Source organism: Streptomyces sp. RPT161, from assembly GCF_027533845.1.
Lineage (GTDB): Bacteria > Actinomycetota > Actinomycetes > Streptomycetales > Streptomycetaceae > Streptantibioticus_A > Streptantibioticus_A silvisoli_A.
Genome location: NZ_JAPZVN010000026.1, coordinates 1 through 19,383, shown reverse-complemented (window position 1 = coordinate 19,383; position 19,383 = coordinate 1). Strand labels below are relative to the sequence as shown.

Genomic DNA, 19,383 nt, shown 5'->3' with positions numbered 1-19,383 from the left:
CGGCATGTCTACTCGTTGTCACGACGTGAGCACGACACCACCAGTTCTCGCCGCCGAGCTGGCAGTCGCGTGGGCCGACATCCAACGGCACCACCCCGAGCTGCCGGATCTGGCCGCCCCCGAGTCCCTGATCGGAGAGTCCTCGTCCGCCTGCGGCACCGAGCTCTCCTTCGAAAGGCTGCTGCACGAGGCCGTACACGGAATCGCCGCCGCCCGCGGCGTACGTGACACCTCGCGCGCGGGCCGCTACCACAACCGCCGGTTCCTGGCGATCGCCGACGAACTGGGCCTGGACCACTCCGAGGAGCCGCATCCCAGCAGCGGCTTCTCGCTGGTCGTGATGCGCCCGGAGACCAGGAAGCGGTACCGGCCGACGATCGAGCGGTTGCAGCGCGCGCTGAAGGCGCACACCGCGGCGACCGCCGCCGACACCAGCCGCTCCTTCCGCGGCCCGGCCGCCCGGCACGGCTCGTCCGGCGGCGGCGTACGCGTCAAGGCGGTCTGCGACTGCGGTCGCAACGTCAGGGTCGTCCCGTCCGTGCTGGAGCAGGCGCCGATCATGTGCGGTGCGTGCGGACAGCCGTTCCGCATCCCGGAGGTGGTCGGCGCGGCATGAGGCGACGGCAGCGTGAAGGCCGTCGGGACGGGAGGCGGCGGCACGAGTGGGCGGCGCGGTGTGGCAGAATGGTCCGCTGAGCACTCGGCAGCCGTGCAGGACCCCTCTCTCCTTCGGCTGACGCGTCCGTCGGGCAACCGGCTCCCACAACCCCACGTGGCGATCCGTGCTGCCCAACCACGTCAATACCAGGAGAACCCACTCCCGTGGCAGTCAAGATCAAGCTGAAGCGTCTGGGCAAGATCCGTTCGCCTCACTACCGCATCGTCGTCGCCGACTCCCGTACCCGCCGTGACGGCCGGGCCATCGAGGAGATCGGCCTGTACCAGCCGGTGCAGAACCCGTCGCTGATCCAGGTCGACAGCGAGCGCGTGCAGTACTGGCTCGGCGTCGGCGCCCAGCCGACCGAGCCGGTCCTCGCCATCCTCAAGAAGACCGGCGACTGGCAGAAGTTCAAGGGCGAGCCCGCCCCGGCCCCGCTGCTCGTCGCCGAGCCGAAGGCCGACAAGCGCGCCCTCTTCGAGGCCGCCGCCAAGGAGTCCGCGGACGAGCCGAAGGGTGAGGCGATCACCCCCAAGGCGAAGAAGGCTGAGAAGAAGGCGGACGAGGCCGCTGAGGCCGAGGCCGCCACCGAGTCGACCGAGTCCTGAGCATGCTTGAGGAGGCTCTTGAGCACCTCGTGAAAGGCATCGTCGACAACCCGGACGACGTGCAGGTCGCCTCGCGCAACCTGCGCCGCGGGCGCGTGCTGGAGGTCCGGGTGCACCCGGACGACCTCGGCAAGGTGATCGGCCGCAACGGCCGCACCGCCCGCGCGCTGCGTACGGTCGTCGGTGCCCTCGGCGGACGCGGTGTCCGCGTCGACCTCGTCGACGTGGACCAGGTCCGCTGAGCAGGACCGGGCTTCTGCCGGGGCCGGCGCCCCGGCACCCCAACACCGGCTCGGGCCGGGACGGCTACGGCCGCCCCGGCCCGAGCCGTTCGGGTTGAGAATCGGGGACGGGAGAACCGCCCTCCCCGCAACGAACTCCATGCCGTACCCCTCAACGGGAAGTGGGGGGGCGCCGCCCCCGCCGCATTCCCATCTCGTACTCCTCACCGGGAGGTGAACCCGTGCAGCTCGTAGTCGGCCGGATCGGCCGCGCCCACGGCATCAAGGGCGAGGTCACGATCGAGGTACGCACCGACGAGCCCGAGCTGCGGCTCGGGCCCGGCGCCGTGCTCGCCACCGACCCGGCGTCCGCGGGCCCGCTGACCATCGAGACCGGTCGCGTGCACAGCGGACGGCTGCTGCTGCGCTTCGCCGGCGTCAGCGACCGCAACGGTGCCGAGGCCCTGCGCAACACGCTGCTGATCGCCGAGGTCGACCCGCAGGAGACGCCGGAGGACCCCGAGGAGTTCTACGACCACCAGCTGATCGACCTCGACGTGGTGACCGAGAACGGCACCGCCGTCGGCCGGATCGCCGAGATCACCCACCTGCCCTACCAGGATCTGCTGGTCGTCCAACGCCCGGACGGCAGCGAGGTGCTGATCCCGTTCGTCAGCGAGATCGTCCCGGACATCGACCTGGAGCGGCAGATCGCCGTCATCACCCCGCCGCCCGGCCTGCTGGACGAGCGCGACGCGGAGATCGACAGCACGCGGGAGCGGGAACAGCCCTGATGCGGATCGACGTCGTCACGATCTTCCCGGAGTACCTCGAACCGCTGAACGTCTCGCTCGTCGGCAAGGCGCGCGCCCGCGGCCAGCTGGACGTGCGCGTGCACGACCTGCGGCAGTGGACGCACGACCGGCACCACACCGTGGACGACACGCCCTACGGCGGCGGACCCGGCATGGTCATGAAGCCCGAGCCGTGGGGCGAGGCGCTGGACGCCGTCGAGGCCTCCGGCCCGTCCGACGTCCGACCGGTCATGGTGGTGCCGACGCCCAGCGGGCGCCCCTTCACCCAGCGGCTCGCCGTGGAACTGTCGGCCAAGCCCTGGCTGGTCTTCACACCCGCCCGCTACGAGGGCATCGACCGCCGGGTGATCGACGCCTACGCCGAGCGGTGGGAGGTGCACGAGGTCTCCATCGGCGACTACGTGCTCGCCGGCGGCGAAGCCGCGGTCCTCGTCATCACCGAGGCGGTGGCCCGACTGCTGCCCGGCGTGCTGGGCAACGCCGAATCGCACCGCGACGACTCCTTCGCCCCCGGCGCCATGGCCGACCTGCTGGAAGGCCCCGTCTACACCAAGCCCCCGGTGTGGCGCGACCGCGCCATCCCCGAAGTGCTGGTCAGCGGCCACCACGGCAAGATCGCGCGGTGGCGGCGGGACCAGGCGTTCCGCCGCACCAGCGCCCTGCGACCCGACCTGATCGAGCGCTGCGACCCCGCCGCCCTGGACAAACACGACCGCGCCCTGCTCGCGGAACTGGGCTGGACCCAGGACCTGGACGGGCGATTTGGGCGAGCGGCCGGGCCCGTGGAAGAATAGGCAGCTGCTGTACGCCCGCCGTGCGCCCCTGCCACAGGGGGAACGACGCCCGGACGGCAACGCGGCACCCCGAACTCATCTCCGAACTACCGCTGATGACCTGTGGCATCAGCGAAGAAAGCAGACAATCATGTCGCACCTGCTCGACGTTGTCGACAACGCCTCCAAGCGCTCGGACATCCCCGGCTTCCGCCCGGGCGACACGGTCAACGTGCACGTCCGCGTCATCGAGGGCAACCGCTCCCGTGTGCAGCAGTTCAAGGGCGTGGTCATCCGCCGGCAGGGCTCCGGCGTCCGCGAGACCTTCACCGTCCGCAAGGTCAGCTTCAGCGTCGGCGTGGAGCGCACCTTCCCGGTGCACACCCCGATCGTCGAGAAGATCGAGGTCGTGACCCGCGGTGACGTCCGCCGCGCCAAGCTGTACTACCTGCGCGAGCTGCGCGGCAAGGCCGCCAAGATCAAGGAGAAGCGCGAGAGCTGAGTCTCGCGCCCGCCGCGCCGGATCGCGCACCGCCCGATCCGGCCCCGGCGCCTCGGACCAGCGGGCACAGCTGGGCCGGATAGGCTCTGCCCCCGATGGACACCGAAGCACAACCTGACGTGGAGCGCGACCGCTCATCCAACCCCCAGGGGCGGATCGGGCGGTCGCGCTTCGCCGTTCCCGGGCCGTGCGGCGCCCGCGCCCGGCTGCGCGCCGCCCGCGGTTGGTGGGACGGGCTGCGCCTGTGGCAGGAGGTGGCGCTGCTGGCCGTCCTCTGCCTGGGCACGCTCGTCCTGGTCAACACCTACCTGGTGCAGCCGTTCCTGATCCCCAGCGGATCGATGGAGAACACCCTGAGGGTCGGCGACCGGGTTGTCGTCAACAAGCTGGCGTACCGTTTCGGCAACCAGCCGCGGCGCGGCGACGTGATCGTCTTCAACGGCGCCGGATCCTTCGTCCAGGACCCGCCGCCGGGCAACCCGCTGACCCACCTGGTGCGCACCGTGGGCAGCATGGCCGGGCTGGCGCAGCCGGACGAGACGGACTACATCAAGCGCGTGGTGGGAGTCGGCGGCGACCGCGTCACATGCTGCGACAAGCAGGGCAGGATCATGGTCAACGGGCAGCCCGTCGAGGAGGACTACCTCTACCCCGGCGACGCGCCCTCCCAGATCCCGTTCGACATCGTCGTGCCGCCGGGAAGGCTATGGGTGATGGGCGACCACCGCAGCGACTCACGGGACTCCCGCGACCACCTCGGCGACCCCGGCGGCGGCACCGTCCCGGTGGACGAGGTGATCGGACGCGCCGACTGGATCGGCTGGCCGTTCGACCGGATCCGCGCCCTGCACCGCCCGGCGGGCTTCGCCCACGTACCGCCGCCCGCGCATCCGGCCACCGGCGGTGCGCATGGGTAATCGCGGACGGTCCCGCAACGGCCACCACCGCTCGGCCGTCGGCCCGGCGGCAGCGGTGGGGCCCGAGGGGCGCACGTCCCCGGGGCGGGCGGAGCGGCGACGCGCCGCCCAGCGGGTCAAGCGGCGACGGCGCCGGTCGGCCGCCAGGGAGGTGCCGATCCTGATCGGGGTGGCGCTGCTGATCGCTCTGGTCCTCAAGACCTTCCTGGTGCAGGCTTTTGTGATCCCCTCCGGATCGATGGAGGAGACCATCCGGATCGGCGACCGGGTGCTGGTCGACAAGCTCACCCCGTGGTTCGGGGCGAAACCGCAGCGCGGCGACGTGGTGGTGTTCAAGGACCCGGGCCACTGGCTGGACGGCGAACCCAAACCGAAGCCGGACCCGGAGGGCATCAAGCAGGTCAAGCAGTTCTTCACCTTCATCGGTCTGCTTCCGGCGGCGAACGAGCAGGACCTGATCAAGCGGGTGATCGCGGTCGGCGGCGACAAGGTCGCCTGCTGCGACACCCAGGGCCGGATCATGGTCAACGGCAGGGCCCTGGACGAGCCGTACGTGGCGCCGGGCAACCCGCCGTCGCAGATCCGGTTCAGCCTCACCGTCCCCGCCGGGCGGCTGTGGGTGATGGGCGACCACCGAAGCGACTCGGCCGACTCGCGCTACCACATGGACGAGCCCGGAGGCGGTACGGTCGCCGAGAGCCAGGTGGTGGGTCGGGCGTTCGTGATCGCCTGGCCCTTCTCGCACTGGCGGACCCTGCCGGAACCAGGAACGTTCGCATCGGTGCCCAACCCGGGCGCGGATGGGGCGACGGCCCTGGGGAAGGCCAATAATCGGCAAGGAATGGTCCAACTCCCGACTCCTGCGGAACTCCCGCTCGTTATGGGAGTGATGGGCCTGCATCGCGCGCGGAGCAGGCCGTGGCGCGGAGTGAGGAGTGGAAGTGGGGGACCTGGTGGTCGGCGCACGGTCCGGACCCGGCGAGCCCGAAGGGCAGGGCCCATCGGTCGGCGCCGCCGAGAAAGAGGCGACGGCGGTGAATCTCGGCAAGTCCCCTGACGCGGACGGTACGCAGCGGTTCGAGCAGGACGGCGCCGGCCCCGGTGGCTCCGGCAGCCGCTGGTCCTGGGGCAAGCGCGGCCGGGCGGGCGCGGGCGAGCCCAAGAAGCCGCGCTCCTTCTGGAAGGAACTGCCGATCCTCATCGGCATCGCCCTGGTCCTGGCTCTCATCATCAAGACCTTCCTGGTACAGGCGTTCTCCATCCCGTCGCAGTCGATGCAGAACACGCTGCAGGTCGGCGACCGGGTGCTGGTCGACAAGCTCACCCCGTGGTTCGGCTCGAAGCCGTCGCGCGGCGAGGTCGTGGTCTTCCACGACCCGGGCGGCTGGCTGGAGGAGAACCCGCCGACCACCACCAACCCGGTGGCCTCCGCCTTCCAGAAGGTGCTCAGCTTCATCGGCCTGATGCCGTCCGCCGAGGAGAAGGACCTGATCAAGCGGGTCATCGCGGTCGGCGGCGACACGGTCGAGTGCAAGGGCACCGGACCGGTCATCGTCAACGGCAAGCCGCTCGACGAGCCGTACATCTTCCCCGGCAACACCCCCTGCGGTGACAAGCCGTTCGGCCCGATCAAGATCCCGCCGAACCGCATCTGGGTGATGGGCGACCACCGGCAGGACTCGCTGGACTCCCGCTACCACCAGATGCTGCCCGGCGGCGGCACGGTCTCGGTCAACCAGGTCGTCGGCCGCGCCATCGTGGTCGCCTGGCCGGTCACCCGGTGGAGCACGCTGCCGATCCCGTCGACGTTCGACCAGCCCGGCATCAACGCCGCCGCCGCCGGGGCCGTCCCCGCCGTCGGCGGGCTGGCGGGAGCGGTTCCGCTGGTGCTGCTGCGGCGTCGCCGCATGGTCAAAAAGCAGCGGGAGGACTGCTGACCACCGCGGGTACCGCCCGGTAGGGTGCGCCCATGAGCAGCCGGGATACCCAAGCGAACAGCGGCCACGGCCGCCTCGGCAACGTACTGTCCGGGGTGGCCGTGGCCGTCGGCTGTCTGCTGTTCCTGGGCGGATTCGCCTGGGGCGCGCTCCTCTACCGGCCGTACACCGTGCCGACCGACTCGATGCAGCCGACCGTCAACCCCGGTGACCGGGTGCTCGCCCAGCGCATCCACGGCGACCAGGTGCACCGTGGTGACGTGGTGGTGTTCAACGATCCGCTGTGGGGCAACGAGCCGATGGTCAAACGGGTGGTGGCGGTCGGCGGCGACAGGATCGCCTGCTGCGACAAGCAGGGCAGGTTGACGGTCAACGGTCAGCCGGTCGACGAACCGTATCTGCTCCAGCGCGGCCAGGCGCCGATCCCGGCCACCACGGTGCCGCGCGGGCAGCTGTTCATGCTCGGCGACAACCGCCAGGTCTCGATGGACTCCCGGGTGCACCTGTCCGACGTCGACCACGGGGCGGTGCCCAGCGGCGAGGTCGCGGCCCGGGTGGACGCCGTCGTCTGGCCGCTCGGCCAGCTCAAGGAGGTCACCCGCCCGACCGCCTTCGCGGCCCTGCCCGGCGGGGTCTCCACACCGGGGCCGATCACCTGGATCGCCTCGGCGGTCGCGGCGGGCGTGCTGCTGATCCTGGGCGGCGCGGCGTACGGCCCGATCGCGGGACGCAGGCGCAGGCGCGCGCAACGGCGCCGGGTACTGGCCGGGGCGTGAGACGGTGAGCGGCGTCGGACCCGCGGCCGGGGCTTCGGCCATGGGCGAGCCGGGGGCCGAGGCCGAAGCCGTTGCGGCGGTCGCGGCCGGGCCCGCCGGGCCGATGCGGCGGGCCGCCCGGGTGATCCTTCTGGATCCGGCGGACCGGATCCTGCTGCTGCACGGCTTCGAGCCCGCCGACCCGGCCACCACCTGGTGGTTCACCCCCGGTGGCGGGGTCGAGCCGGGGGAGAGCCTGCCGGCCGCGGCGCGCCGCGAGGTGGCGGAGGAGACGGGCATCACCTCGATACGGCTGGGCCCGGTGGTCTGGCAGCGCTCGTGCGCGTTCGACTTCGACGGGCGGCGCTGGGAGCAGGACGAGTGGTACTACCTGGGCCGGACCGACGCCACCGAGCTGGACACCGGCGGCCACACGGAGCTGGAACGACGTAGCGTGCGCGCACTGCGCTGGTGGACCTGCGAGGAACTGCTCGCCACCCGTGAGACGGTGTATCCGACCAGGCTCGCCGAGCTGCTGCGTAGGCTGCTTGATGAGGGGCCTCCGCCGTCGCCGCTGCTTCTGGAGACAGAGAGCGAGTGAAAGTCGGCGGAGGAACGTACCGCTGAAGGGGAACATGCCATGAGCGCCGAGGACCTCGAAAAGTACGAGACCGAGATGGAGCTGAAGCTCTACCGGGAGTACCGCGATGTCGTCGGTCTGTTCAAATACGTGATCGAGACCGAGCGCCGCTTCTACCTGACCAACGACTACGAGATGCAGGTGCACTCGGTCCAGGGCGAGGTGTTCTTCGAGGTGTCGATGGCCGACGCATGGGTGTGGGACATGTACCGGCCAGCCCGCTTCGTCAAGCAGGTACGGGTCCTGACGTTCAAGGACGTGAACATCGAGGAGCTGAACAAGAGCGACCTCGATCTGCCCTCCAACGACTCCGGGTTCAACGCGTGACCTCACGGGTGGGTCTGGGCCCGGGTGAGGGTGCGGGACGCCGCTGAAGAGAGGGTTTCACCCTCACGGGTGACGGAGTTGTCCACAACCGGGCGGTAGCCCACAGAATCCATTCAAGATCATCTGGCCACCTCTGGAACCGGCACAGTCGGTCCCGGAGGTGGTACCCATGAACGCCCGCACAGCCCTCGGCCGCTACGGCGAGAAACTCGCCGCCCAACGACTCACCCACACCGGCCTGACCGTCCTCGCCCGCAACTGGCGCTGCGCCGCGGGAGAGATCGACATCGTCGCCGCCGAAGGCGACTGCCTCGTCATCTGCGAGGTCAAATCCCGAACCGGCGGCGCCTACCAGCACCCCATGGCCGCCATGACCCCCGTCAAGGCCCAGCGGCTACGACACCTCGCCGAACACTGGCTCGCCCAACACGGCGGACCACCACCAGGCGGCGTCCGCATCGACCTCATCGGCGTCCTCGTCCCGCAACGCGGCGCCACCCGCCTCGAACACGTACGGGGCGTGGCGTGATGGGATTCGCCCGCACCTGCTCCGTCGCCCTCGTCGGCGTCGAAGGAGTCGTCGTCGAAGTCCAAGCCGACCTCGAACCAGGCGTCGCCGCGTTCACCCTCGTCGGCCTCCCCGACAAAAGCCTCTCCGAAAGCCGCGACCGCGTCCGCGCCGCCCTCGTCAACAGCGGCGAGACCTGGCCGCAGAAGAAACTCACCGTCGGCCTCAGCCCGGCCTCCGTACCCAAAAGCGGCAGTGGCTTCGATTTGGCCGTCGCCTGCGCCGTACTCGCCGCCGCCGAACGCATCGCGCCAACCGCCATCGCCGACCTCATGATGATCGGCGAACTCGGCCTCGACGGCCGCGTACGACCAGTACGCGGCGTCCTGCCCGCCGTACTCGCCGCCGCCGACGCCGGATACCGCCACGTCGTCGTCCCCGAACGCGCAACCGCCGAAGCCACCCTGGTACCCGACATCGCCGTCCTCGGCGTACGCAGCCTGCGTCAACTCATCGCCGCGCTCAACGACGAACCCATCCCAGAAGAAGAACCCGACGACAACGACAGACACCCCGACACCATCAGCACCGGACTCACCATCCCCGGACTCGGACCAGGCCTCGGCCTGGGCACCACCCGCGGCGCACACCCACCCGACCTCGCCGACGTCGCAGGACAACCCGCCGCCCGCAAAGCCCTGGAAATCGCCGCGGCCGGCAGCCACCACCTCTACCTGTCCGGACCACCCGGCGCGGGCAAAACCATGCTCGCCGAACGACTCCCCGGACTCCTGCCACCCCTCACCCGACAGGAATCCCTCGAAGTCACCGCCGTCCACTCCATCGCCGGAGTCCTGCCGCCCGGCAAACCCCACATCGAATCCGCCCCCTACTGCGCCCCACACCACTCCGCCACCATGCCCTCCATCGTCGGCGGCGGCAGCGGACTCCCCAGACCAGGAGCCGTCTCCCTCGCCCACCACGGAGTGCTGTTCCTCGACGAAGCCCCCGAATTCAGCACCCGCGTCCTGGAAGCCCTACGTCAACCCCTCGAATCCGGGCACGTCGTCGTCGCCCGCAGCGGAGGCGTCATGCGGCTACCCGCCAAATTCCTCCTCGTCTTCGCCGCCAACCCGTGCCCCTGCGGCCGACACGCCCTCCTCGGCGGCGGCTGCGAGTGCACACCCAACCAGGTACGCCGCTACCAGGCACGACTCTCCGGCCCACTACTGGACCGCGTCGACCTACGCGTCACCGTCGACACCGTCAGCCGCTCCGAACTGATCGGCCACGGCACCAGAGGCGAAACCACCGCACACGTCGCCGAACGCGTCCACGAAGCCAGACAACGAGCCGCCGCCCGCTATCAGGACCTCCCCTGGAACACCAACAGCGAAGTCCCCGGACACGAACTGCGCACCCGCTGGAGAGTACGCACCGGAGCCATGCGCGACATCGAACGCGAAATGGAACGCGGCCTGCTCACCGCACGAGGCCTCGACCGAGTACTCCGCGTCGCCTGGACCGTCGCCGACCTCGCCGGACACGACCGCCCCAGCTACGACGACGTCGGCCAGGCCCTCCAACTGCGCACCGGCGTACACCGCGGAGTCCCCGCCACCGTAGGGAGCGGCACATGACCACCGAACCCACACCGACCGACGAGCGCCGGGCCCGCGCCGCACTCAGCAGAATCGCCGAACCCGGCGACCCCGCCATCGGCCGATGGCTCCGCGAACACGGCCCCATCGAAACCCTGCGCATGCTCACCACCCGACACCCCCTACCCGGCATCAGCGACACCCGCACCGCCGGATACCGACTACGCGCCCAACACGCCCGACCAGACAACGACCTGGCCACCATCGAAACCCTCGGCGGCCGCTTCATCTGCCCCAACGACCCCGACTGGCCCAGCCAACTCAACGACCTCGGAGACCAACGCCCCGTAGGGCTATGGGCCATCGGCCACCCCGCGCTACGCCCCTGGGCACTGCGCTCCATCGCCATCGTCGGCGCCCGCGCCAGCAGCGACTACGGCACACACATCGCCGCCACCCTCGCCTCCGACCTCGCCGAAGCAGGCTGGACCGTCATCTCCGGCGCCGCCTACGGCATCGACAGCGCAGCACACCGCGGCGCACTCGCCGCCCATGGCGCCACTATCGCCGTCGTCGCCTGCGGAGTGGACAAGCCATACCCGCGCGGCAACACCGAGTTACTCCGACGCATCACCCAACAGGGCATGATCATCGCCGAGTTGCCACCCGGTGAACACCCCACCCGCAGCCGCTTCATCCAACGCAACCGCGTCATCGCCGCACTCGCCCGCGGCACCGTGGTGGTCGAAGCCCAACTACGCAGCGGCTCACTGATCACCGCCCGTCGCGCCACCGCTCTCGGCCGCATCACCATGGGCGTACCCGGCCCCGTCACCTCAGCACTGTCAGCGGGAGTCCACCAACTCCTGCGCGAGGAAGGCCAACTGGTCGCCGACGCCACCGACATCATCGAACTCACCGGCAGCATCGGCGACGACCTGGCACCCGAACGCCGAAGCCCCGTACACCCCAGAGACCTGCTGGCACCCGCCACCGCCGCGGTACTCGAAGGACTCCCCGGCCACGGCGACGCCGACACCGAACACATCGCCCGCGCCGCCGGAACCGGCATGGACGAAGCCGCCGGCCGCCTCCACGAACTCCACACCCTCGGCTTCGTCGAACGCCACGGCACCCGCTGGCGACTGACCAACGCCGCCCGAGAGAGTGGCACCCCCCGGATCCGGTGACCCGGTCAACACACCATCAGGTGACAGGAAGGTTCTTGACCTGGGACGACCCGATGACGAGGTTAGGGGAATGACCGCAGAACGCTTTAATACGCAACAGGCAGGGCAGGAAAGGGCAAAGAGACGTCCAGCCCAACTCCCTGTATGGCGGAACGTATCTGCGTGAGGCTCACCCGAACGTCGTAGCACAACGCGACGCCCGGCTCACGCTACGCTCGCGGAGACCCGAATCCCCACCCCACGTCACGGCAGAACGGCTCAAGGCGACGCATGCCCCAGCACATCTCCGGGCCTGACCGCGCGACCGCGGCCACCGACGACCGCGGAGTTCCACCGCGCGCGCAGACCGCCGCCCCCTCCGCACTCGACGAGCTGTGGCGCTCCTACAAGGCCACCGGGGAGCCACGACTACGCGAGCAACTGATCCTGCACTACTCACCCCTGGTGAAGTACGTCGCCGGCCGGGTCAGCGTCGGCCTGCCCCCCAACGTCGAACAGGCCGACTTCGTCTCCTCCGGCATCTTCGGACTCATCGACGCCATCGAGAAGTTCGAACCAGAACGCTCCATCAAGTTCGAGACCTACGCCATCAGCCGCATCCGCGGCGCCATGATCGACGAACTGAGGGCGCTCGACTGGATCCCGCGCTCCGTACGCCAGAAGGCCCGCGCCGTCGAACGCGCCTACGCGACCCTCGAAGCGCGCTACCACCGCACACCCACCGAAGCCGAAGTCGCCACCGAGATGGACATCCCCGTCGAGGAACTGCACACCATCTTCGGCCAGCTCTCCCTCGCCAACGTCGTCGCCCTCGAAGAACTCCTGCACGTCGGCACCGAAGGCGGCGACCGCCTCAGCCTCGTCGACACCCTCGAAGACCGCGCCGCCGACAACCCCGTGGAAGTCGCCGAGGACCGCGAACTGCGCCGACTCCTCGCCCGCGCCGTCAACACCCTCCCCGAACGCGAGAAGACCGTCGTCACCCTCTACTACTACGAGGGCCTCACGCTCGCCGAGATCGGACACGTCCTCGGCGTCACCGAAAGCCGCGTCAGCCAGATCCACACCAAGTCGGTCCTCCAGCTCCGCGCGAAGCTGGCGGATGTGGGGCGCTGCTGACCCCAGCCGGGGCCGTTGTCCGTACAGTGGTGGGGTGCCCAGGATTCGAGCGGCCTCAGTGGCCGAGCACCGGACGATGCAGCGCAGCGCCCTGCTGGACGCCGCGCGTTCCCTGCTGTCCGAGGGCGGTACGGAAGCGCTGACGTTCCCCGCCCTCGCCGAGCGCACCGGCCTCGCGCGCTCCTCCGTCTACGAGTACTTCCGGTCCCGGGCGGCCGTGGTGGAGGAACTGTGCGCGGTCGACTTCCCCGTCTGGGCCGCCGAGGTCGAGGCGGCCATGGAAACCGCCGACACCGCCGAGCGCAAGATCGAGGCGTACGTACGGCAGCAACTCGCCCTGGTCGGTGACCGCCGACACCGCGCGGTCGTCGCCATCTCGGCGGGCGAACTCGACCCGGGCGCCCGCGAGAAGATCCGCGCCGCGCACGGCGGACTGATCGCCATGGTCGTCGAAGCGCTCAGCGAACTGGGCCACCGAGAACCCCGGCTGACCGCCATGCTGCTCCAGGGCATCGTCGACGCCGCGGTCCGCCGCATCGAACTGGGCGCGGCCGAAGACCCCGACGCCATCACCCAGGCCGCAGTGTCCATGGCATTGCGGGGGGTCGGGAGCACCGTCTCCTAACCCCTTGGGGGCCTCCCCCCCCGCCCCCTCCCTCCCCACCCCCTCCCCCTCCGAGGGGCGGCGGGACAGTACCCGCCGTCCCTCAGTCGCGCGTCCCCGCGCTGTGCCTCCGCCGCCGCCCCCAGGCAAATGCCCACACCGCTGGAAGCACCACCATCGCCACCCCCAAACCCCCCGCCGCACCCGTCCCCACTCTCGGCACGGCGGCACCGCTCAACACAACTGCCACCGCAGCCGACCCGGCGGCCAACCCATCCGACCCCGCACTTGCGTCAACCCCCACCGCAGCCGACCCGGCGTCCCTCCGCTCCGACCCCGCACTTGCCTCAACCCCGACCAGCGGCAGCAACCGCGAGGGTCCGTGCCGTCGAAGGGGGGCCGGGATCAGGGTCAGCGGGTCCAGATAGACGTCACCTCGTAGCAGCCCCCAGTGGAGACAGCCCGCGGGGCAGTGGAAGGGGCCGGACAGCAGGACGCCGACGGGTTGCCCGGCGGCCACCTGCGTGCCGGTCGGGAGAGTTGCCCGGACGGGCTCGTAGGTGGTGCGTAGCGGTGGTGTTCCGGTGCCGGTGAGTTCGACCGTGACCACGCCCTGGCCCGCCACCGTGCCGGCGAAGGTGATGCGGCCTGGCGCTGCGGCTCGTACCTGGGCGCCCGGGGTGGCGGCGAGGTCGGCGCCTCGGTGGCCGGGGGACCAGGGGAGTGGTGGCGGTTCGAAGCCGCGTACCACCGTGGGTGGTTCTCGGCCGCCGGGGGCGGTGACCGGCCATGCTCGCTGGCCGTTCGGGTCGGGTGCGCCGGTGGCTCGGCCCGCCGGGAGCACCGCGAGCAGTAAGGCCGCCACCGCCGTGACCGCCGCCCGGGCCTGCCCCAACCCTCTGGCGTCCTCCGCCGTGCGCGTCCCCAACCCCCGGGAGCCCGCGGTCGTCTTCTGCGGCTGGTGCCGCTGCGTTCTCGTCTGCATGGCGTTACTGTCGCGCACTCGCCTGGAGCGGGATGATCTTGGGCGGAAGCTGTGGACAACTCGGAGAGTGTGGACAACTGGGCCACTCATGCGGGTGAAATCGCCTCGCACCCTCCCTAAAACCGAAATCCGCCGGAAACCGCCGTGTCGCCCGGCGCCTCGCCGGTCCCGTACACTTTCCCTGGCGACCCGGGCCCCCGGGTCGACTTCGCACGCCCCGCCGCCGTCGCGTCAGTCCACGTCATGAACGTCATGGGCAGCACGGTGGCCGCGTCCCTCGGTCCTCGGAAGACTCGCGCCAGCGCAAGGCTCCCGCGGCATGGCGCGTCGGGGCGTCAGGCGTGGCAGCCGCCCGGCGGCCACGGAACCGAGTACCCAAGGAGCACGGCAATGGCCGTCGTCACGATGCGGGAGCTGCTGGAGAGCGGCGTCCACTTCGGGCACCAGACCCGCCGCTGGAACCCGAAGATGAAGCGCTTCATCTTCACCGAGCGCAACGGCATCTACATCATCGACCTTCTCCAGTCGCTGTCGTACATCGACCGCGCCTACGAGTTCGTCAAGGAGACCGTCGCGCACGGCGGTTCCATCCTCTTCGTCGGTACGAAGAAGCAGGCCCAGGAGGCCATCGCCGAGCAGGCGACCCGCGTCGGCATGCCGTTCGTCAACCAGCGCTGGCTGGGCGGCATGCTCACCAACTTCTCGACGGTCTACAAGCGCCTGCAGCGCCTGAAGGAGCTTGAGGAGATCGACTTCACGGATGTGGCCGCCTCCGGCCTCACCAAGAAGGAGCTCCTGGTCCTCGAGCGCGAGAAGAACAAGCTGGAGAAGACCCTCGGCGGTATCCGCGACATGCAGAAGGTGCCGAGCGCCGTCTGGATCGTGGACACCAAGAAGGAGCACATCGCCGTCGGTGAGGCGCGCAAGCTGCGCATCCCGGTCGTCGCGATCCTCGACACCAACTGCGACCCGGACGAGGTCGACTACAAGATCCCGGGCAACGACGACGCGATCCGCTCCGTCACCCTGCTCACCCGCGTGATCGCCGACGCCGTGGCCGAGGGTCTGATCGCCCGCTCCGGTGCCGCCACCGGTGACAAGGCCGCCCCGGCCGAGCCGCTGGCCGAGTGGGAGCGCGAGCTGCTGGAGGGCGAGAAGGCCCAGGCCGCCGAGGAGAAGGCCCCGGTCGCCGAGGAGACCGCGGCTGCCGAGGAGAAGGCTCCGGTCGCCGAGGCCGAGAAGCCCGCCGAGGGCGAGCAGGCCTGAGCCGTAGCCACCGGCTCACACGGCTGAACGCGGCGGGGGACGGGACCTTCCTTACGAGGACCGGCCCCCGCCGTTCACCGGTGGAACCGCTGACCGGCACGGGCCACCGGTGGTAGACCCCCGACTTTCCGAGAAGAGATTCCAGGGACCATGGCGAACTACACCGCCGCCGACGTCAAGAAGCTCCGTGAGCTCACCGGCGCCGGCATGATGGACTGCAAGAAGGCGCTGGACGAGGCCGAGGGCAACGTCGAGAAGGCCGTCGAGATCCTGCGCGTCAAGGGCCAGAAGGGCGTCGCCAAGCGCGAGAGCCGTAGCGCCGAGAACGGTGCCGTGGTCTCGCTCATCGCCGACGACAACGCCTCCGGTGTGCTGCTCGAGCTGAAGTGCGAGACGGACTTCGTGGCGAAGGGCGAGAAGTTCCTCGCCGTCGCCGACGCGCTGGCCGCGCACGTCGCCAAGACCTCCCCGGCCGACCTCGAGGCGCTGCTCGCCTCCGAGATCGAGGCCGGCAAGACCGTCCAGGCTTACGTCGACGAGGCCAACGCCAACCTCGGCGAGAAGATCGTCCTGGACCGCTTCGCGCAGTTCACCGACGGTTTCGTCGCCGCGTACATGCACCGCACCATGCCCGACCTGCCGCCGCAGGTCGGTGTGCTGGTCGAGCTGGACAAGGCGAACGCCGAGGTCGCCAAGGACGTCGCGCAGCACATCGCCGCGTTCTCGCCGAAGTTCCTCACCCGTGAGGAGGTCCCGGCCGAGGTCGTGGAGAACGAGCGCCGCGTCGCCGAGGCCACCGCGCGTGAGGAGGGCAAGCCGGAGGCTGCCCTGTCGAAGATCGTCGACGGCCGGGTGACGGGCTTCTACAAGGAGAACGTGCTGGTGGACCAGCCCTTCGCCAAGGACAACAAGAAGTCCGTGCAGAAGGTGCTGGACGAGGCCGGCGTCACGCTGAAGCGCTTCGCGCGCATCCGCGTCGGCGTCTGAGTCGCGCAAGCGTAAGACCCGCGACCCCGCAAGGGTCGATCGCGGTCGGCCGCTGGCCGGCCGGCCGCAGTTGTGACGAGGAGGCCATTGCCGTCATGGGAACTCAACGAGACCCACGGCAATGGCCTCCTTCGTACGTGCACGAGGAGAACTCCATGGATCAGGACGACCGCACCGGCGATTCGACGGCCAACAACGCCGAAGGCACTGACAACAGCGGCAGCAAGCCGCGCCGGTTCCTGCTGAAGCTTTCCGGCGAGGCGTTCGGTGGCGGCAGCCTCGGCGTGGACCCCGATGTCGTGCACAAGATCGCGCGGGAGATCGCGGCGGTGGTTCGCGGCGGCACGCAGATCGCCGTCGTGATCGGCGGCGGCAACTTCTTCCGTGGCGCCGAGCTCCAGCAGCGCGGCATGGACCGGGCGCGCTCGGACTACATGGGCATGCTCGGCATCGTCATGAACTGCCTGGCGCTCCAGGACTTCCTGGAGAAGGAGGGCATCGACACGCGGGTGCAGACCGCCATCACCATGGGCCAGGTCGCCGAGCCGTACATTCCGCTGCGGGCCGTGCGGCACTTGGAGAAGGGCCGGGTGGTCATCTTCGGCGCGGGCATGGGCATGCCGTACTTCTCCACCGACACCACCGCCGCGCAGCGCGCCCTGGAGATCCACGCCGAGGAGATCCTGATGGGCAAGAACGGGGTGGACGGCGTCTACGACTCCGACCCGAAGGTCAACCCGGACGCGGTGAAGTTCGACGCCCTGGAGTACGACGAGGTCCTGGCCCGTGACCTGAAGGTGGCCGACGCCACCGCGATCACGCTGTGCCGGGACAACAAGCTGCCCATCCTGGTCTTCGAACTCCTCACTGAGGGGAACATCGCCCGTGCCGTGAAGGGTGAGAAGATCGGCACGCTGGTGAGCGAGCACGGCACCCGGGACTGAGCACGACCCCGCGACCAGGGGTACGGCAACCCCGCAGCGGACCGAACAGTCCGGTACGGGGATGGACAACACGCTGCCGGTTCGACACCGTGCAGGGAAGACGCGCGCACGCAGGGGCGAGACTCTGCTCATGATGAGGACCAGGAGCACATGGTGATCGAAGAGATCCTCCTCGAAGCCGAGGAGAAGATGGAAAAGGCCGTCGTGGTCGCCAAGGAGGACTTCGCCGCGATCCGCACCGGGCGTGCGCACCCGGCGATGTTCAACAAGATCGTGGCGGACTACTACGGCGCCTTGACGCCCATCAACCAGTTGGCGTCCTTCTCGGTGCCCGAGCCGCGGATGGCCGTGGTGACTCCGTTCGACAAGAGCGCGCTGCGCAACATCGAGCAGGCGATCCGCGACTCCGACCTGGGCGTCAACCCGTCGAACGACGGCAACATCATCCGAGTGACGTTCCCGGAGCTGACCGAGGAGCGCCGCCGGGACTACATCAAGGTCGCCAGGACCAAGGGCGAGGACGCGAAGGTCTCGATCCGCAGCGTCCGGCGCAAGGCCAAGGACGCCCTCGACAAGCTCGTCAAGGACAAGGAGACCGGCGAGGACGAGGTGCGGCGTGCCGAGAAGGAGCTCGACGACACCACCGCCAAGTACGTGGCGCAGGTCGACGAGCTGCTCAAGCACAAGGAAGCAGAGCTGCTAGAGGTCTGATGAACGACTCTTCACGGGGGTCCTCGCCGGGCGCCGGTTACTGGAGGGCCCCCGAGCAGCCGCATTTCTCGGCGGGTCCTGGCTACGACGGCGGGGAGGCGGCGCAGACTCGACCCATGCCACCAGTACCGGACGCCAGTGGCGGCCCGCAGTTCCGGGACGAGTCCCCCGTGCCGTCAGAGCGTCACGCGTCCGCGGCGCCGCACTCCGGAGCCGGGGCGTCCGGTGCTTCGGCGGTGCCGGGCGGGCGCCGCGCCAACCGGACGAAGAAGAAGGCGGGCCGTAACCTGCCCGCCGCGATAGGGGTCGGCGTCGGGCTCGGCGCCGTCATCATCGCCGCGCTCTTCGTGGTGAAGGCGGTCTTCGTCGGCGTGGTGGTGCTCGCGGTGGTCGTGGGCCTGTGGGAGCTGACCAGTCGGCTCTCCGAGCGCAAGGGCATCCGGGTGCCGCTGGTGCCGTTGGCGGTCGGCGGCACGGCGATGGTGATCGCCGGTTACGTACGCGACGCCGAGGGCGCCTGGGTGGCGATGGCGCTGACCGCGCTGGCGGTCCTGGTGTGGCGGATGACCCAGCCACCGGAGAACTACCTACGGGATGTCACCGCGGGCCTGTTCGCCGCGTTCTACGTGCCGTTCCTCGCCACGTTCGTGGTGATGATGCTGGCCGCGCACGACGGTCCGTGGCGGGTGTTCGTCTTCCTGTTGCTCACCGTGGTCAGCGACACCGGCGCCTACGCGGTCGGCTGGCGGTTCGGCAGGCACAAGCTGGCGCCCCGGATCAGCCCCGGCAAGACCCGTGAGGGCCTGGTCGGCGCGGTCACCTTCGCGATGGCCGCGGGCGCGCTGTCGATGCGGTTCCTCATCGACGGCGGCCAGTGGTGGCAGGGCCTGCTGCTGGGGCTTGCGGTCGCGGCCAGCGCCACGCTCGGCGACCTCGGCGAGTCCATGATCAAGCGGGACCTGGGCATCAAGGACATGGGCACGCTGCTGCCGGGCCACGGCGGCATCATGGACCGGCTCGACTCGCTGCTGCCCACCGCCCCGGTGGTCTGGCTGCTTCTGGTCGTCTTCGTCGGGGCGAGCTGACGGCTCCGGCGCCGCCCGGTGGGCCTCCGGCCGAGGCTGCCGGGCGCGAGGGAGGGGAACGCCTTAGGCGTCTGCGACACTGGACAAATCATGCCTGCACCCGGAGAACTGATGATCTCTGAGCAGAGAAAAGCCCTCTACCAGCGTGTTTGCTGCCGGTAGAGGGCTTTCGTCTAGGGGCTGGGCCGTCCGTGGGCCGTCATCGGTGACGGATCCCTGGATTTTGGGAG

At 70.0% G+C, this 19,383-nt stretch carries 23 protein-coding genes; 22 read left to right on the top strand and 1 reads right to left on the bottom strand.

The window, feature by feature from the left end; translation table 11 throughout:
• The first annotated feature begins 25 nt into the window (after window positions 1–25).
• From O5O46_RS31290 to O5O46_RS31210, 17 genes are all read left to right on the top strand, one after another.
• The gene (locus O5O46_RS31290) at window positions 26–616 is read left to right on the top strand and encodes a hypothetical protein (RefSeq protein ID WP_269859016.1); all 591 of its coding nucleotides are present in this window, start codon (window positions 26–28) and stop codon (window positions 614–616) included.
• A 206-nt stretch (window positions 617–822) separates the two neighbouring features.
• A complete protein-coding gene (gene rpsP / locus O5O46_RS31285) occupies window positions 823–1,266 on the top strand; it encodes a 30S ribosomal protein S16 (RefSeq protein ID WP_269859015.1) in 444 nt (147 codons plus the stop codon).
• Between the two features lie 2 nt (window positions 1,267–1,268).
• On the top strand, window positions 1,269–1,508 hold the full coding sequence (locus tag O5O46_RS31280; protein ID WP_255932252.1) for an RNA-binding protein: 240 nt from the start codon (window positions 1,269–1,271) through the stop codon (window positions 1,506–1,508).
• 221 nt (window positions 1,509–1,729) lie between these two features.
• Window positions 1,730–2,281, top strand: coding sequence for a ribosome maturation factor RimM (gene rimM / locus O5O46_RS31275; RefSeq protein ID WP_269859014.1), 552 nt, complete (start codon window positions 1,730–1,732; stop codon window positions 2,279–2,281).
• Window positions 2,281–3,096, top strand: a complete 816-nt coding sequence (gene trmD / locus O5O46_RS31270) for a tRNA (guanosine(37)-N1)-methyltransferase TrmD (protein ID WP_269859013.1) — start codon at window positions 2,281–2,283, stop codon at window positions 3,094–3,096. Before rimM ends, trmD begins: the two co-directional genes overlap by 1 nt.
• 130 nt (window positions 3,097–3,226) lie before the next feature.
• Complete coding sequence (rplS, locus tag O5O46_RS31265; RefSeq protein ID WP_269859012.1) at window positions 3,227–3,577, top strand: 50S ribosomal protein L19; 351 nt, start codon at window positions 3,227–3,229, stop codon at window positions 3,575–3,577.
• Window positions 3,578–3,672: 95 nt separating this feature from the next.
• Window positions 3,673–4,494, top strand: coding sequence for a signal peptidase I (lepB, locus tag O5O46_RS31260; protein WP_269859011.1), 822 nt, complete (start codon window positions 3,673–3,675; stop codon window positions 4,492–4,494).
• Window positions 4,487–5,551, top strand: a complete 1,065-nt coding sequence (gene lepB, locus O5O46_RS31255; RefSeq protein ID WP_269859010.1) for a signal peptidase I — start codon at window positions 4,487–4,489, stop codon at window positions 5,549–5,551. The genes lepB (O5O46_RS31260) and lepB (O5O46_RS31255) overlap by 8 nt, the downstream gene beginning before the upstream one ends.
• Window positions 5,445–6,431, top strand: coding sequence for a signal peptidase I (lepB, locus tag O5O46_RS31250; protein WP_443072675.1), 987 nt, complete (start codon window positions 5,445–5,447; stop codon window positions 6,429–6,431). The genes lepB (O5O46_RS31255) and lepB (O5O46_RS31250) overlap by 107 nt, the downstream gene beginning before the upstream one ends.
• 32 nt (window positions 6,432–6,463) lie before the next feature.
• Window positions 6,464–7,207 carry a signal peptidase I gene (gene lepB / locus O5O46_RS31245; RefSeq protein ID WP_269859008.1) on the top strand — a complete coding sequence of 248 codons (744 nt, stop codon included), beginning with the start codon at window positions 6,464–6,466 and terminating at the stop codon, window positions 7,205–7,207.
• Window positions 7,208–7,247: 40 nt separating this feature from the next.
• Entirely contained in the window at window positions 7,248–7,787 is a 540-nt protein-coding gene (locus O5O46_RS31240) for an NUDIX hydrolase (protein WP_443072674.1), read from the top strand.
• 39 nt (window positions 7,788–7,826) lie between these two features.
• A complete protein-coding gene (locus tag O5O46_RS31235) occupies window positions 7,827–8,153 on the top strand; it encodes a DUF2469 domain-containing protein (RefSeq protein WP_269859007.1) in 327 nt (108 codons plus the stop codon).
• A 169-nt stretch (window positions 8,154–8,322) separates the two neighbouring features.
• Complete coding sequence (locus O5O46_RS31230) at window positions 8,323–8,682, top strand: YraN family protein (protein ID WP_269859006.1); 360 nt, start codon at window positions 8,323–8,325, stop codon at window positions 8,680–8,682.
• On the top strand, window positions 8,682–10,301 hold the full coding sequence (locus tag O5O46_RS31225; protein ID WP_269859064.1) for a YifB family Mg chelatase-like AAA ATPase: 1,620 nt from the start codon (window positions 8,682–8,684) through the stop codon (window positions 10,299–10,301). The genes O5O46_RS31230 and O5O46_RS31225 overlap by 1 nt, the downstream gene beginning before the upstream one ends.
• Window positions 10,298–11,452: a DNA-processing protein DprA gene (gene dprA, locus O5O46_RS31220; protein WP_269859005.1), complete on the top strand. Its 1,155-nt coding sequence runs from the start codon at window positions 10,298–10,300 to the stop codon at window positions 11,450–11,452. Before O5O46_RS31225 ends, dprA begins: the two co-directional genes overlap by 4 nt.
• 270 nt (window positions 11,453–11,722) lie before the next feature.
• The gene (gene whiG / locus O5O46_RS31215) at window positions 11,723–12,571 is read left to right on the top strand and encodes an RNA polymerase sigma factor WhiG (protein ID WP_269859004.1); all 849 of its coding nucleotides are present in this window, start codon (window positions 11,723–11,725) and stop codon (window positions 12,569–12,571) included.
• Between the two features lie 58 nt (window positions 12,572–12,629).
• Window positions 12,630–13,196 (top strand): TetR/AcrR family transcriptional regulator, encoded by a 567-nt coding sequence (locus tag O5O46_RS31210; RefSeq protein WP_269859063.1) that lies wholly within the window; start codon window positions 12,630–12,632, stop codon window positions 13,194–13,196.
• Window positions 13,197–13,278: 82 nt separating this feature from the next.
• Here the strand turns inward: O5O46_RS31210 and O5O46_RS31205 are convergent, their stop codons facing one another.
• Window positions 13,279–14,160 (bottom strand): M23 family metallopeptidase, encoded by an 882-nt coding sequence (locus O5O46_RS31205; RefSeq protein WP_269859003.1) that lies wholly within the window; start codon window positions 14,158–14,160, stop codon window positions 13,279–13,281.
• 390 nt (window positions 14,161–14,550) lie between these two features.
• Here O5O46_RS31205 and rpsB point away from each other — a divergent pair, with 390 nt between their 5' ends.
• The 5 genes from rpsB (at window position 14,551) to O5O46_RS31180 (ending at window position 19,153) form a co-directional block, all read left to right on the top strand.
• Window positions 14,551–15,426: a 30S ribosomal protein S2 gene (gene rpsB / locus O5O46_RS31200; protein WP_269859002.1), complete on the top strand. Its 876-nt coding sequence runs from the start codon at window positions 14,551–14,553 to the stop codon at window positions 15,424–15,426.
• Between the two features lie 150 nt (window positions 15,427–15,576).
• Complete coding sequence (gene tsf / locus O5O46_RS31195; protein WP_269859001.1) at window positions 15,577–16,413, top strand: translation elongation factor Ts; 837 nt, start codon at window positions 15,577–15,579, stop codon at window positions 16,411–16,413.
• A gap of 155 nt (window positions 16,414–16,568) precedes the next feature.
• Window positions 16,569–17,357, top strand: a complete 789-nt coding sequence (pyrH, locus tag O5O46_RS31190) for a UMP kinase (RefSeq protein ID WP_269859000.1) — start codon at window positions 16,569–16,571, stop codon at window positions 17,355–17,357.
• Window positions 17,358–17,510: 153 nt separating this feature from the next.
• On the top strand, window positions 17,511–18,068 hold the full coding sequence (frr, locus tag O5O46_RS31185) for a ribosome recycling factor (RefSeq protein WP_269859062.1): 558 nt from the start codon (window positions 17,511–17,513) through the stop codon (window positions 18,066–18,068).
• A complete protein-coding gene (locus O5O46_RS31180; RefSeq protein ID WP_269858999.1) occupies window positions 18,068–19,153 on the top strand; it encodes a phosphatidate cytidylyltransferase in 1,086 nt (361 codons plus the stop codon). Before frr ends, O5O46_RS31180 begins: the two co-directional genes overlap by 1 nt.
• Window positions 19,154–19,383: the final 230 nt, after the last annotated feature.

What these genes read in the sequence shown, in the direction of transcription:
- O5O46_RS31280 (WP_255932252.1), top strand. Translation starts at nt 1,269, where the DNA reads ATGCTTGAGGAGGCTCTTGAGCACCTCGTGAAAGGCATCGTCGACAAC.
- trmD (WP_269859013.1), top strand. Translation starts at nt 2,281, where the DNA reads ATGCGGATCGACGTCGTCACGATCTTCCCGGAGTACCTCGAACCGCTG.
- rplS (WP_269859012.1), top strand. Translation starts at nt 3,227, where the DNA reads ATGTCGCACCTGCTCGACGTTGTCGACAACGCCTCCAAGCGCTCGGAC.
- lepB (WP_269859011.1), top strand. Translation starts at nt 3,673, where the DNA reads ATGGACACCGAAGCACAACCTGACGTGGAGCGCGACCGCTCATCCAAC.
- lepB (WP_269859010.1), top strand. Translation starts at nt 4,487, where the DNA reads ATGGGTAATCGCGGACGGTCCCGCAACGGCCACCACCGCTCGGCCGTC.
- lepB (WP_269859008.1), top strand. Translation starts at nt 6,464, where the DNA reads ATGAGCAGCCGGGATACCCAAGCGAACAGCGGCCACGGCCGCCTCGGC.
- O5O46_RS31240 (WP_443072674.1), top strand. Translation starts at nt 7,248, where the DNA reads ATGGGCGAGCCGGGGGCCGAGGCCGAAGCCGTTGCGGCGGTCGCGGCC.
- O5O46_RS31235 (WP_269859007.1), top strand. Translation starts at nt 7,827, where the DNA reads ATGAGCGCCGAGGACCTCGAAAAGTACGAGACCGAGATGGAGCTGAAG.
- O5O46_RS31230 (WP_269859006.1), top strand. Translation starts at nt 8,323, where the DNA reads ATGAACGCCCGCACAGCCCTCGGCCGCTACGGCGAGAAACTCGCCGCC.
- O5O46_RS31225 (WP_269859064.1), top strand. Translation starts at nt 8,682, where the DNA reads ATGGGATTCGCCCGCACCTGCTCCGTCGCCCTCGTCGGCGTCGAAGGA.
- dprA (WP_269859005.1), top strand. Translation starts at nt 10,298, where the DNA reads ATGACCACCGAACCCACACCGACCGACGAGCGCCGGGCCCGCGCCGCA.
- whiG (WP_269859004.1), top strand. Translation starts at nt 11,723, where the DNA reads ATGCCCCAGCACATCTCCGGGCCTGACCGCGCGACCGCGGCCACCGAC.
- O5O46_RS31205 (WP_269859003.1), bottom strand. Translation starts at nt 14,160, where the DNA reads ATGCAGACGAGAACGCAGCGGCACCAGCCGCAGAAGACGACCGCGGGC.
- rpsB (WP_269859002.1), top strand. Translation starts at nt 14,551, where the DNA reads ATGGCCGTCGTCACGATGCGGGAGCTGCTGGAGAGCGGCGTCCACTTC.
- tsf (WP_269859001.1), top strand. Translation starts at nt 15,577, where the DNA reads ATGGCGAACTACACCGCCGCCGACGTCAAGAAGCTCCGTGAGCTCACC.
- pyrH (WP_269859000.1), top strand. Translation starts at nt 16,569, where the DNA reads ATGGATCAGGACGACCGCACCGGCGATTCGACGGCCAACAACGCCGAA.
- O5O46_RS31180 (WP_269858999.1), top strand. Translation starts at nt 18,068, where the DNA reads ATGAACGACTCTTCACGGGGGTCCTCGCCGGGCGCCGGTTACTGGAGG.